Consider the following 13,077-nt stretch of genomic DNA (forward strand, 5'->3'; position numbering starts at 1 on the left):
CCCATCGGGGAGAAGATGCCGGCAGGCGGATGAGGGGGCCATTCGCTCAAAGGCTCGCGGCCGAATTCAACTCACAGCGTACAAGACACACAGCCCTGCACCTCGGTGCCGGACAGCGCCATCTGGCGAAGGCGGATGTAGTAGATCGTCTTGATGCCCTTCTTCCAGGCGTAAATCTGCGTCTTATTGATATCACGCGTCGTTGCCGTATCGCGAAAGAACGAGGTCAGCGACAGGCCCTGATCGACATGCTGCGTCGCCGCCGCATAGGTATCGATGATCTTCTCCGGCCCGATCTCGTAGGCATCCTGGTAATAATCGAGATTGTCGTCGGTCATGAACGGCGCCGGATAATAGACGCGGCCGATCTTGCCTTCCTTGCGGATCTCGATCTTCGAGACGATCGGATGGATCGAGGAGGTGGAGTGGTTGATGTAGGAGATCGAGCCCGTCGGCGGCACCGCCTGCAGGTTCTGATTATAGAGGCCGGTCGTCATGACGCCCGTCTTCAACGCCACCCAATCATCCTGTGTCGGAATATGGATTCCTGATTTGTCGAACAGCGCCTGCACCTTCTCGGTCGCCGGCTTCCATTCCTGCTCGGTATATTTGTCGAAATAGTCGCCCGATGCGTATTTCGAATTTTCGAAGCCCCTGAAGCTCGCGCCACGCTCGACCGCCAGCAGGTTCGAGGCGCGGATCGCGTGATAGGTCACCGTATAGAAATAGATATTGGTGAAATTGACGCCTTCCTCCGAACCGTAGAAGATGCGTTCGCGGGCGAGATAGCCGTGCAGATTCATCTGGCCGAGGCCGATCGCATGGCTTTCGTCGTTGCCCTTCTCGATCGAGGGAACCGAGGCGATGTGGCTCATGTCGGAGACCGCCGTCAGCGCCCGGATCGCGGTCTCGATCGTCTTGCCGAAATCGCCAGAGTCCATCGCCGCCGCAATGTTCAGCGAGCCGAGATTGCAAGAGATATCCTTGCCGAGATGCTTGTAGGAGAGGTCGTCATTATATTCGCTCGCCTCGCTCACTTGCAGGATCTCCGAGCAGAGATTGCTCATCGAAATGCGCCCGGCGACAGGGTTTGCCCGGTTCACCGTGTCCTCGAACATGATGTAGGGATAGCCGCTTTCGAACTGAATTTCGGCAATGACCTGGAAAAATTCGCGGGCCTTGATCTTCTTCTTCGAGATGCGGGCATCCGCCACCATCTCGCGGTACTTTTCCGTCACCGAAATCTCGGTGAAGGGCATACCGTAGACCCGCTCCACGTCGTAGGGCGAGAACAGGTACATGTCCTCATTGTTCCTGGCGAGCTCGAAGGTGATGTCTGGCACGACGACGCCGAGCGACAGCGTCTTGATGCGGATCTTCTCATCGGCATTTTCGCGCTTGGTATCGAGGAAGCGCATGATGTCGGGATGATGGGCGTTGAGATAGACGGCGCCCGCGCCCTGGCGCGCGCCCAGCTGATTTGCATAGGAGAAGCTGTCTTCGAGCAGCTTCATCACCGGGATGATGCCGGAGGACTGGTTCTCGATCTGCTTGATCGGCGCGCCGGCCTCGCGGATGTTGGTCAGCGACAGCGCCACGCCGCCGCCGCGCTTCGACAGCTGCAGCGCCGAATTGATCGACCGGCCGATCGATTCCATATTATCCTCGACCCGCAGCAGGAAGCATGAAACCAGTTCGCCGCGCTGCTTCTTGCCGGCATTGAGGAAGGTCGGCGTCGCCGGCTGGAAACGGCCGGAAATGATCTCGTCGACCATGTCGCGGGCAAGCGCCTCGTCGCCCCGTGCCAGGGTCAGCGCCACCATGCAGATGCGGTCCTCGTAGCGCTCGAGATAGCGCTTTCCGTCGAAGGTCTTCAGCGTATAGCTGGTGTAATATTTGAAAGCGCCGAGGAAGGTGGGGAAGCGGAACTGCCTCGCATAGGCCTGATCGAACAGGTCGCGCACGAAATTGAAGGAATACTGGTCGAGCACCTCCTGCTCGTAATACCCCTCAGTCACGAGGTAATCGAGCTTTTCCCTGAGATTGTGAAAGAACACGGTGTTCTGGTTCACATGCTGCAGGAAGTACTGCTTGGCCGCCGTGCGGTCCTTGTCAAGCTGGATCCGCCCCTCATCGTCATAGAGGTTCAGCATCGCGTTCAGCGCATGATAGTCGAGCGCTTCCGCCGCTTTCAAAGGGCGTTCGCCGGTGGGATGAGCAAAAGTGTTATGTGGTTTTGCTCCGGCATCCCGCGTCAGAGTTGTTGCCGTGTCCAAAATCGTTCCAATCCGTGTTTGACCTTGGCGACATCTTCGGCCGTGCCTATGAGCTCAAACCTGTACAGGTAAGGCACCTGGCATTTGCGCGAGATCACGTCGCCGGCGAGCCCGTATGTCTCACCGAAATTGCTGTTGCCGGCGGCAATCACGCCCCGGATGTGTCCTCGGTTCTCCGCATCGTTCAGGAAACGGATCACCTGCTTGGGAACGGCGCCCTTGCCGTCACCGCCGCTATAGGTCGGCACAACAAGCACGAAGGGTTCGCGGATATGAAACGCGTCCGCACCGCTCGCCGGAATGCGCGCCGCGCGCAATCCGAGCCTGGCGACGAAGCGATGGGTATTTTCGGATCGGCTAGAATAATAAACGATCAGCCCCATCGCCTTTCTCCTCGGGTCAGGAGAGCGCGCTGATCATATCGGGACGGAAACCCGCCCAATGCCGCTCGCCGGCGATGACGACGGGCGCCTGCATGTAGCCGAGGCTGCGGACACGATCAAGCGCTTCTGCATCCTGGGAGATATCGACGATATCGTAATCGACACCCAGGCGGTCGAGGGCGCGATAGGTGGCGGTGCATTGGACGCAGGCGGGTTTGCTGTAGACGGTAACACTCATCATGTTCCTCGTGATGTCAAATTCAGGACGTAATACTGGGATCGGGCGCCTTGCGACGTCCGGGGCAACGCTTGATGGTGATCTGGCAAAGTCGGCGGTTTAAACGCCCGATACGATCCCCTTCGGGATTTGCGCGGGCGGCGGCCTTGATATTCTGGACATGACTTCAACCCCGAAGTGCTCATGCGGGCGTTCAGGGCGGCGCAACAGGCGCGGATTATTCCGCTTTCATGCACGCACCTTCCGGACACCCCGCCCGTGGACATCTAGTTCAAGGCAGGTCTCCTGGCTCGCGGGTCGAAGCACCCTGCCCCAGCCTTCCCGAGGCATCATGCCTCAGTGACCTGAAATCGGACAGTTGCTCGCCGCTTACAGTTGCGGGGGCAGCTCCGGCCTTGTTGCGCCGTCATGGCGAAACGCACCGTATTCCCATCTTCGCCCGCGATCCTGACGAATCGAAGGAACCTTGAACACTAGATATAGTACGCGAATCCAAAATCACGTCAACGGATGGTTTGTGCATCGCGTTACGACAGGTTTGAAATCGCTGCGTTCCTGTGAAAAACATGGCTAACGAAGGCTTAACGAAGTGAGGCTGTGGAGAAGGTTCGGATGGCCTGTAGCCGGGCCTCAGATTTTTGTTTCCCGGCCCGGCGCGAGTCGCCCCGAATAGTCATTGTCCCTTTACTCGAAGCAGCCTGAGCGCGTTGATCGTCACCAGCACGGTGGCGCCGGTATCGGCAAGAATCGCCGGCCAGAGCCCGGTGATGCCGGCAATGGTCGTCACCAGAAACACCGCCTTCAGACCGAGCGCGATGGTAATATTCTGCAGGATGTTGCGCATCGTCCGTTTCGACAGTTCGATCATCCGCGCCACGTCGCCGACGCGCCCGTGCAGCACGGCGGCATCGGCCGTCTCCAGCGCCACATCGGTGCCGCCGCCCATGGCGATGCCGATATCGGCAGCCGCCAGCGCCGGCGCGTCGTTGATGCCGTCGCCGACCTTGGCGACGATGAAACCCTGGCGTTTCAATTCGCCGACGACCTTCTGCTTGTCCTCAGGCATCATCTCGCCGCGCCAGTCGATGCCGAGCATGCCGGCAACGGCTGCAGCCGTCCGCTTGTTGTCGCCCGTCAGCATCATCGCCTTGACGCCGGCCGATTTCAGCGCCGAAAGCCCGGCTTCCGCATCCTCGCGCGGCTCGTCGCGCATGGCGATCAGGCCGGCCGCAACGCCGTTGACGAGCAGCACCGATACGCTCTTGCCCTCGTCGTTCAGAACAGCAATGCCTGCATCCTTTTCGCCATCGAGGGCTCCGCGCTCCCGGGCCGCGGATGGCGACAGCAGGTCCAGCGTCTCGCCGCCGACTTTGCCGCTGACGCCCTTGCCCGGCAGCGCTTCCAGCTCGAAGGCCGGCGGCACGGGGACGCCGTCCGCCCAAGCACGGTTGAGGATCGCCAGCGCCAAGGGATGGCCGGAGCCCTGCTCCAGCACCGCCGCGCGCGACAAGACCTGCGCCTCGCTTAATCCGAAGGCAACGATATCGGTCACCTGAGGCTTGCCTTCCGTCAGCGTGCCTGTTTTGTCGAAGGCGACCATCGTGAGCTTGCCGAGCGTTTCCAGCACCGCGCCGCCCTTCATCAGCAGCCCGCGCCGCGCGCCTGCCGAAAGCGAGGCGGCAATCGCCGCCGGCGTCGAGATGACAAGCGCGCAGGGGCAGCCGATCAGCAGGATGGCAAGGCCCTTGTAGATCCATTCGCTCCAGGCGCCGGCGAGGAATAGCGGCGGAACCACCGCGACCAGTGCTGCGACCACCACCACACCGGGCGTGTAATAGCGAGAGAACCGGTCGATGAAACGTTCGGTCGGCGCCTTCGATTCCTGCGCTTCCTCGACCAGCCTGACGACGCGGGCGATGGTATTGTCGGCCGCGGCCGCCGTGATGCGTACCCTGAGCACCGCATCGCCGTTCACGGTTCCGGCAAAGACGACGGCATCGACACTCTTGCGCACCGGCGTGCTCTCGCCCGTCACCGGCGCCTCGTCGATCGCGCTCTCGCCGGAGACAATGACGCCGTCCGCCGAAATGCGGTCACCCGGGCGCACCATAATGATAGCGCCGACGGCAAGGCTTTCCGCCGGAACCTCCCGCGTCTGACCATTGTCTTCCAACAAAGCATTCTTTGGCACCAGCGCCGTGAGCGACTGGATGCTTTCGCGCGCCTTGCCCGCTGCCACGCCCTCGAGCAGTTCGCCGACGAGGAACAGGAAAACGACGGTCGCCGCCTCCTCTCCCGCATTGATGATGACGGCGCCGACAGCGGCGATCGTCATAAGCATCTCGATCGAAAAGGGCGTGCCCGAAAGCGCCGCCATGATAGCCCGCCGCGCGATCGGCACCAGACCGACCAGCATGGCGACGATGAAAGCGTAGGACCCGATGGCAGGCACGAGATGGCCGAAGGCATAGGCGGCAATCAGCGCCGCACCCGAGAGGATGGTCAGCTGGCCCTTCCTGCTCTGCCACCACGGAGCGGCTATCGACCCACGGTCATGCCCATGCAGGCCTTCGATTTCCTTCTCGGCATGGCCATGATCATGATCATGACCTTCATGATCGTGATCGCCATGGTCGCGCCCCGCGTGATCATGACGATGATGATCGTGCGAGCGGTGGTTCTGCGCCGGCGCGACGGTACCGACGATGGGCGAAACCGAATAACCGAGCCCCGTCACCCTCTTCTCGATCACCTTGAGGTCGCTGCTGCCGTCATGCCGGACGGTCATCGTGCCCGCCACCACCGAGACGGATACATCGGCAACACCCGCCACGCGCCTGACCGCCGTGTCGATCTTGGTCGCACAGGCGGCGCAATCCATGCCGCCGACCCGGTATCGTGTCTCGCTCGTCTCAGCCATGATCCGCTTCCTTGTCAAACAGAAGCATCCCTCCTACATCCTCTAGCGACTAGAGGTGCAAGAGGAAAATCATGAAAAAGATCACGATCGGCGAAGCCGCTCGCCGGAGCGGTGTCAAAGTGCCGACGGTGCGTTATTACGAGAGCATCGGTCTGCTCGCTGCCCCGAGCCGCAGCGAAGGCAACCAGCGCTCCTTCGAACCTGCCGATATCAGCCGCCTCACCTTCATCCGCCATGCCCGCGAACTCGGCTTCGAGATCGAGGCGATCCGCACGCTGCTCACCCTGCAGGACGATCCTCACCAATCCTGCGCCTCGGCCGATGCCATCGCCAAGGCCCGCCTCGTCGAGGTCGAGCAGCGCATCCGCAGCCTGATGGCGCTGAAGGCCGAGCTCGAAACGATGGTGGAAGGTTGCGGCCACGGCCGCGTCGACCAATGCCGCGTCATCGAGGTTCTCGCAGACCACGGCCAGTGCACGCATTCCCATCACTGATCCCGCCCTTGAAGGCAAGGCGCAGCCGCGCCAAAACTGCACCGGAAAGAATCGGGCTAAGACATTCATGAACCAGAAGCGAATTGCCGTCATCGGTGGCGGCCCGGCGGGCCTGGCGGCCGCCGAACTGCTTACGCTCTCCGGCCATGCGGTGACGGTTTACGACGCCATGCCGACCTTCGCCCGCAAGTTTCTGCTGGCCGGCAAGTCGGGGCTGAACATCACCCATTCCGAGGATTACGACCGTTTCGCCACGCGCTTCGGCGCCGCCTCCGCCCGCCTGCGCCCGGCGCTCGATGCCTTCACCCCTGACGATGTCAGGGATTGGGCAGCAGGGCTCGGGACCAAGACTTTCGTGGGCTCGTCCGGCCGGGTCTTCCCGGATGTGATGAAAGCCTCTCCCTTGCTGCGCGCCTGGCTCAAACGGCTGGAGGCGCAGGGCGCTACACTGCGCACCCGCCACCGCTGGATCGGTTTTGCCGATCAGGGCTATGTTTTCGAAACGCCGGAAGGACGCAGCATCGTCCATTGCGACGCAGCCCTGCTGGCGCTCGGCGGCGCCAGCTGGCCGCGCCTCGGCTCCGATGCACGCTGGCCGCCGTGGCTATTGGAGAGGGGTATCGAGATCGACGCCTTCCAGCCCGCCAATTGCGGCTTCGTCGTCGGCTGGAGCCAAAACTTCCGCGAGCGCTTCGCCGGCGAGCCGGTGAAATCGGTCACCGCCACCTCCGATGCCGGCACCTTTCCCGGCGAATTCATCATCACCGCAAACGGCATCGAGGGCAGCCTTGTCTATGCCCACGCGGCAAGCCTCCGCGACCGGCTTGAGAGCCACGGCAGCGCTGCCCTGACGCTCGACCTCGCCCCGGGCCGAACGCTCGAAAGGCTGACCCGCGACCTCGCGCGCCAGGACGCCAAATCAAGCTTTTCAAACCGCCTGCGCAAGGGTGCCGGCATCGACGGTGTCAAGGCGGCGTTGTTTCGGGAGTTCGCACCCGAGCGCGATCGAACCGACCTCAAACGTCTCGCCGGCATGATCAAGGCTCTGCCGATACCGGTTCTCGATACGAGGCCGATCGCCGAGGCGATCTCCTCTGCCGGTGGCATTCGCTGGACCAGCATCGACGAAGGCTTCATGCTGAAGGCGTTGCCGGGCACCTTCGTCGCCGGCGAGATGCTCGACTGGGAGGCGCCGACCGGCGGATATCTCCTCACCGCCTGCCTTGCGACCGGCAGAGCGGCCGCTCGCGGCATCGAGGCCTGGCTGTCGCGATAGACATCGATGGTCTTGAACCGGATCTAGATCAATGAAGGGGAGCAGATGTCGTGCGACGGTCACTGATCGCTTTTCAGCACTGCGTCTGATCACCAAGGGTGCAGAGGAAGGCGGCCGAGCGTGCAATTGCAAACCGGCCGCTTTTCCATCAGACTGTGCTGAAGTTCCGTGGGAGGAGCAGATGCACGAACAGTCAGCGCATGCAGAGCATGTCTATACCTCTGCTCAGCGCGATTCCGCCGCGGCCAGCTCTCCGGTGGTCGCCTCGTGGCGGCGATGCATGACCATGCACCAGCTCGCCCCCGAGGACGAACGGGCGCCGCTGCGCCTGACCGATGAGGAATTCCGCCGCGCCCGCGAGCAGTCCGGGCAGCTGATTGCCAGCGCGACCGAAGAGCTCGATCGCCTCTTCACCATCGTCGGCAAGGCCGGCTGCTGCCTGCTTCTGACTGACAAGAATGGCATTGCGCTGGAGCGGCGGGGAGCGGCCGGCGACGACAAGGAATTCCGCGAACTCGGCCTCTGGACCGGCTCCGTCTGGACCGAGGCAAGCATCGGCACAAACGGCATCGGCACCGCGCTTGCCGATGAACGCGCTGTCGCCATCTTCCGCGACCAGCATTTCTTCTGCGCCAATACCAGCCTCAGCTGCACGACGGCGCCGATCCGCGATCATCGTGGCCGGCTGGCCGCGGCCCTTGACATCTCCACCTGCCGTGAAGACGTCAACGAGATGACCCTGGCGATCCTGATGCAGACCGTGCGCGATGCGGCGATGCGCATCGAACTCAACCTATTTCGTTCGGCCTTTCCCAGCGCCCGCTTTCTGGTGGTTCCGGCCGGCGCCAACTCGGCCGCCGCCCTGCTGGCCGTCGACCGGCATGACCTCGTGCTCGGGGCGACGCGCGCCGCCCGCATTGCGCTGCAGCTGGACGACAAGCGAATCGCCGCCGGCATTCCGGCCGCCGATGCTCTCCGCGAAGCCGTCGTCTCACAGCAGGAAGAGATGGTCGAGGCGGAGAAGGCAGCCTTGCTACGGGCTCTGTCGCGCGCCGGCGGCAACGTCTCCCAGGCGGCGATCGCGCTTGGCATCAGCCGCGCCACCCTGCACAGGAAGATGAAGAAGCTCGACCTCCACTGATCGGCTTAAAGGTTCCGCCACGACGGCAATCGTGACTCGATCCTGTCGCAACTCTGCGACACTGTGCACTGCGGTATGAAAGAGCCGCCCTGTTCCCTTCGCCAAAACACGCACATTTTCTTCCCACTGGTTCACTTGGGAACCTGGCTCATCATGGGAGGATGACATGCTGCATCAGAAAATCGTCGAGTCGCCGTTCAAGCTTAAATACGGCAACTATATCGGCGGCGAGTGGCGCGAGCCGGTCGAAGGCAAGTATTTCGAAAACCTGACGCCGGTCACCGGCGGCAAGCTCTGCGACATTCCCCGTTCCGATGAAAAGGACATCAATCTCGCGCTCGACGCCGCTCACGCGGCCAAGGAAAATTGGGGCCGCACCTCCGCTGCCGAGCGCTCCAATATCCTCATGAAGATCGCCCAGCGCATGGAAGACAGGCTGGAATTGCTCGCGCAGGCCGAGACCTGGGACAATGGCAAGCCGATCCGCGAAACGATGGCGGCCGACATTCCGCTGGCGATCGACCATTTCCGCTATTTCGCCTCCTGCATCCGCGCCCAGGAAGGCTCGATCGGCGAGATCGATCACGATACGATCGCCTATCACTTCCACGAGCCGCTCGGCGTCGTCGGCCAGATCATTCCCTGGAACTTCCCGATCCTGATGGCCACATGGAAACTGGCTCCGGCGCTTGCGGCCGGCAACTGCGTCGTCTTGAAGCCTGCCGAGCAGACGCCGGCCTCGATCCTGCTCTGGGCTGAACTGGTCGGCGATCTGCTGCCGCCCGGCGTGCTCAACATCGTCAACGGCTTCGGCATCGAGGCCGGCAAACCGCTGGCGACCAGCCCTCGCATCGCCAAGATCGCCTTCACCGGCGAAACGACGACAGGCCGGCTGATCATGCAATATGCCAGCCAGAACCTCATTCCGGTGACGCTGGAACTCGGCGGCAAATCGCCGAACATCTTCTTCGCCGATGTGATGGCCGAGGATGACGACTTCCTCGACAAGGCGCTCGAAGGTTTTGCGATGTTTGCCCTCAACCAGGGTGAAGTCTGCACCTGCCCGAGCCGCGCCCTCGTTCAGGAATCGATCTATGACCGCTTCATGGAAAAGACCGTCAAACGTGTCGAGGCGATCAAGCAGGGCAACCCGCTCGATCCGGCCACGATGATCGGCGCTCAGGCCTCGACCGAGCAGCTCGAAAAGATCCTCGCCTATCTGGATATCGGCAAGCAGGAAGGAGCTCAGGTTCTGGCTGGGGGCTCGCGCAACGATCTCGGCGGGGACCTGGCGAACGGCTATTACGTGAAGCCGACGATCTTCAAGGGCCATAACAAGATGCGCATCTTCCAGGAGGAGATCTTCGGACCGGTGGTCTCGGTCACGACGTTCAAAACCGAGAAGGAAGCGCTCGAAATCGCCAACGACACGCTTTACGGCCTCGGCGCCGGCGTCTGGAGCCGCGACGCCAATCGCTGCTATCGCTTCGGCCGCGAGATCCAGGCCGGCCGCGTCTGGACCAACTGCTACCACGCCTATCCCGCCCATGCCGCGTTTGGCGGCTACAAGCAATCGGGCATTGGCCGCGAAACCCACAAGATGATGCTCGAGCACTACCAGCAGACCAAGAACATGCTGGTGAGCTACAGCCCGAAGGCGCTTGGTTTCTTCTGAGAAGCATCTCGCATCGTGGGAGAGGTCTAGACCCCTCCCCAACCCCTCCCCACAAGGGGGAGGGGCTTAACGTGCGGCGCTCGCCGTATTCGCTCTCGGGGCCGCAGCATATTATGCATCCGGCTTGTTGTTTTGCGAGGCGGTGCCACAGCGTAGCCCCTCCCCTTGTGTGGAGGGGTTGGGGAGGGGAGTTTCTTCCTCCCGAAACCTTAGAGGAAGACCGATGGAAACGACCGTCAACGGCGAACCGCGAGTTCTCGCAACCGACGCAGCCCTTGATCTGATCGCTGAGATCAAACGCGATCATCCTGATATCCTCTTCCACCAGTCCGGCGGCTGCTGCGACGGCTCGTCACCGATGTGTTATCCCGCCAAAGAATTCATGGTCGGCGACAGCGACGTCAAGCTCGGCGAAATCGGCGGCGTACCGGTCTATATCAGCGCCAGCCAGTTCGAGGCGTGGAAACACACGCAGCTCATCATCGACGTCGTGCCGGGCCGCGGCGGCATGTTCTCGCTCGACAACGGCCGCGAGAAACGCTTTCTTACCCGCTCCCGCCTCTTCGGCGGCGGCGAAGCCTGTGCCGTATCGGATACGGGGGTCAGGAGGGTCTGATCCCTGCCGCCGGTCGATGCAATGGCTTACATGCGGGAGAGGAGCTGAACGCTATCCGGCCGAGAATTTCGCCTGTAGTATTCCCATAGTACCTGCTGCAGAGCGGTCTTTGTTAATCTTCGTCTGTTGGTTTCAAAGGAGGATGCGATGCCAGCTTCAAAGATCCTGATGATCACCGGTGATTTCACCGAAGATTATGAAACGATGGTGCCGTTCCAGACGCTGCTCGCCTGCGGTTATACGGTCGATGCCGTCTGCCCCGGCAAGAAGGCGGGTGAGAGCGTCGCCACCGCCATTCATGATTTCGAGGGTGACCAGACCTACTCGGAAAAACGCGGCCATAATTTCGCGCTGAACGCCACTTTCGACAGCGTGCGGGCAGAGGATTACGATGCCCTCGTCATCCCCGGCGGCCGCGCGCCGGAATATCTTCGCCTCAACGCCGACGTCATCAAATCGGTCCGGCACTTCTTCGAAGCTGGAAAACCCGTTGCCGCCATTTGCCACGGTGCGCAGCTGCTTGCCGCCGCCGGCGTGTTGAAGGGCCGCACCTGCTCGGCCTATCCGGCCTGCCGGCCGGAAGTCGAACTTGCCGGCGGCATTTACGCCGATATTGCGATCACCGATGCGGTCTCGGACGGCAATCTGGTCACCGCACCGGCATGGCCGGCGCATCCCTCCTGGCTGCGGCAGTTCATGACCGTACTCGATGCCTCGTCAATACCTGAAACCAACGCCGCCTGAGGAGGCGGGGGGCCGGGAGGACGATATGTGTGAACTCTTCATCAAGGCAGATGCGCGGCTATGGGAAAGCACCACCCGGTCGCTGCGAATCGATGGAATGGTCACCAGCGTCAGGCTGGAGAATTTCTTTTGGTCGAAGCTCGAGGAAATTGCGCGGCGCGACGGCATGAACGTTGTGCAGCTGATTACCCGGCTGCATCATGAATCAATCGATGCCGGCCATGATCTCGGAAACTTCACATCCTTCCTGCGCGTCTGCTGCGCTCGCTACCTCGACCTGCAGCTCGCCGGTGACATCCCGGCAGATGTCAACCGCCCGATCTCTGAGTTGGATGCGCCGGTCATCCTCGGCCGCGAACGGCAAAAATATCACTGACGGCCAGTCCGACGAAACCGGGATGATAACGGGAGTGGCTCCCTGCTCCGACCGCCGTCTCAAGATACCTGACTGGCGCGGCTGTGCAGGGGTTGCGTTGCGGCGCAGCCTGGACCAACAATGCGCGGCGTCCAGCACCGGCACCGTCAGGAGATCGCTTGCCATGAATGACCAGAAAGCCGTGATCGTCACGGGAGCCGGCGGCAACCTCGGCAGCGCCGTTGTCCGGGAGCTTGCCGGCGCCGGCGTCAAACTCGTCTGTATGAACCGTTCGAGCCAGGAGCTGGAAACTTTGGCCGGCGAGCTTCCTGCGTCCACCGAGTTTCTATCGATCGCCGGCACGGATCTCACCGACTACGCCTCCTGCGCTGCCGCCGTCGCCCGAGCCGTCAAGCGCTTCGGCGGCGTAGGTGCATTGGTCAACACGGTCGGCGGTTTTCAGATGGGACCGGTCGGGCCGGAGGCCCCTGCGCAATGGGATACCATGATGACGGCAAACGCCCGCACCGCGCTGACGATCAGCGCTGCGGTTCTCCCGACGATGAAAGCTTCAGGCTATGGCCGCATCGTACACGTCGCTGCGATGCCCGGCCTGAAGGCCGGCCCTAATCAGGCCGCCTATGCAGCCTCGAAAGCTGCCGTCATCCGGCTGACGGAAGCGCTTGCTGCCGAATGCCGCGACGACCGCATTACCGCCAACTGCATTCTGCCCGGCACGATCGATACGCCTGAGAATCGTGCTGCCATGCCCAATGCAAAAACGGACGCCTGGGTATCGCCGCAGTCGATCGCCCGGCTCATCGCCTTCCTGATATCGCCCGCCGCAGCCGTCGTCACTGGCGCAGCGATCCCCGCCACCGGCCGCGCATAGGCAAGCTGTGCCCATTTGGAATGGTCACTGCCATCTGGCCTGGAGCGCGGTCCTTTTGCTATTGTGG

General features: G+C 62.1%; 12 protein-coding genes and 1 riboswitch. Of the genes, 8 read left to right on the top strand and 4 right to left on the bottom strand.

Annotated features, from left to right (window positions below; genetic code table 11):
• Nucleotides 1–71 precede the first annotated feature (71 nt).
• The 4 genes from nrdE to RHE_RS19015 all read right to left on the bottom strand — a co-directional run bounded on the left by nrdE (nucleotide 72) and on the right by RHE_RS19015 (nucleotide 5,817).
• On the bottom strand, nucleotides 72–2,195 hold the full coding sequence (gene nrdE, locus RHE_RS19000; RefSeq protein ID WP_406867022.1) for a class 1b ribonucleoside-diphosphate reductase subunit alpha: 2,124 nt from the start codon (nucleotides 2,193–2,195) through the stop codon (nucleotides 72–74).
• A gap of 59 nt (nucleotides 2,196–2,254) precedes the next feature.
• Entirely contained in the window at nucleotides 2,255–2,659 is a 405-nt protein-coding gene (gene nrdI / locus RHE_RS19005) for a class Ib ribonucleoside-diphosphate reductase assembly flavoprotein NrdI (RefSeq protein ID WP_011426927.1), read from the bottom strand.
• Between the two features lie 16 nt (nucleotides 2,660–2,675).
• Entirely contained in the window at nucleotides 2,676–2,897 is a 222-nt protein-coding gene (gene nrdH / locus RHE_RS19010; protein ID WP_010068756.1) for a glutaredoxin-like protein NrdH, read from the bottom strand.
• Between the two features lie 258 nt (nucleotides 2,898–3,155).
• Nucleotides 3,156–3,381: riboswitch (cobalamin riboswitch) on the bottom strand.
• Nucleotides 3,382–3,570: 189 nt separating this feature from the next.
• Nucleotides 3,571–5,817, bottom strand: a complete 2,247-nt coding sequence (locus RHE_RS19015; protein ID WP_011426928.1) for a heavy metal translocating P-type ATPase — start codon at nucleotides 5,815–5,817, stop codon at nucleotides 3,571–3,573.
• A 71-nt stretch (nucleotides 5,818–5,888) separates the two neighbouring features.
• On the opposite strand from RHE_RS19015, the gene RHE_RS19020 reads away from it, so the two are divergent.
• The 8 genes from RHE_RS19020 (at nucleotide 5,889) to RHE_RS19055 (ending at nucleotide 13,010) form a co-directional block, all read left to right on the top strand.
• Nucleotides 5,889–6,311 carry a MerR family transcriptional regulator gene (locus RHE_RS19020; RefSeq protein WP_011426929.1) on the top strand — a complete coding sequence of 141 codons (423 nt, stop codon included), beginning with the start codon at nucleotides 5,889–5,891 and terminating at the stop codon, nucleotides 6,309–6,311.
• A gap of 67 nt (nucleotides 6,312–6,378) precedes the next feature.
• Nucleotides 6,379–7,587: a TIGR03862 family flavoprotein gene (locus RHE_RS19025; protein ID WP_011426930.1), complete on the top strand. Its 1,209-nt coding sequence runs from the start codon at nucleotides 6,379–6,381 to the stop codon at nucleotides 7,585–7,587.
• A 181-nt stretch (nucleotides 7,588–7,768) separates the two neighbouring features.
• A complete protein-coding gene (locus tag RHE_RS19030) occupies nucleotides 7,769–8,728 on the top strand; it encodes a helix-turn-helix domain-containing protein (protein ID WP_011426931.1) in 960 nt (319 codons plus the stop codon).
• Between the two features lie 166 nt (nucleotides 8,729–8,894).
• Nucleotides 8,895–10,403 (top strand): aldehyde dehydrogenase, encoded by a 1,509-nt coding sequence (gene adh / locus RHE_RS19035; RefSeq protein ID WP_011426932.1) that lies wholly within the window; start codon nucleotides 8,895–8,897, stop codon nucleotides 10,401–10,403.
• Between the two features lie 223 nt (nucleotides 10,404–10,626).
• The gene (locus RHE_RS19040; protein WP_011426933.1) at nucleotides 10,627–11,019 is read left to right on the top strand and encodes a DUF779 domain-containing protein; all 393 of its coding nucleotides are present in this window, start codon (nucleotides 10,627–10,629) and stop codon (nucleotides 11,017–11,019) included.
• Nucleotides 11,020–11,166: 147 nt separating this feature from the next.
• Nucleotides 11,167–11,763, top strand: coding sequence for a DJ-1/PfpI family protein (locus tag RHE_RS19045; protein WP_011426934.1), 597 nt, complete (start codon nucleotides 11,167–11,169; stop codon nucleotides 11,761–11,763).
• 25 nt (nucleotides 11,764–11,788) lie between these two features.
• Complete coding sequence (locus RHE_RS19050) at nucleotides 11,789–12,139, top strand: ribbon-helix-helix domain-containing protein (protein ID WP_011426935.1); 351 nt, start codon at nucleotides 11,789–11,791, stop codon at nucleotides 12,137–12,139.
• A 163-nt stretch (nucleotides 12,140–12,302) separates the two neighbouring features.
• A complete protein-coding gene (locus tag RHE_RS19055; RefSeq protein WP_011426936.1) occupies nucleotides 12,303–13,010 on the top strand; it encodes an SDR family NAD(P)-dependent oxidoreductase in 708 nt (235 codons plus the stop codon).
• Nucleotides 13,011–13,077: the final 67 nt, after the last annotated feature.

This window comes from Rhizobium etli CFN 42, from assembly GCF_000092045.1.
In the GTDB taxonomy this organism is placed as follows: Bacteria; Pseudomonadota; Alphaproteobacteria; order Rhizobiales; family Rhizobiaceae; genus Rhizobium; species Rhizobium etli.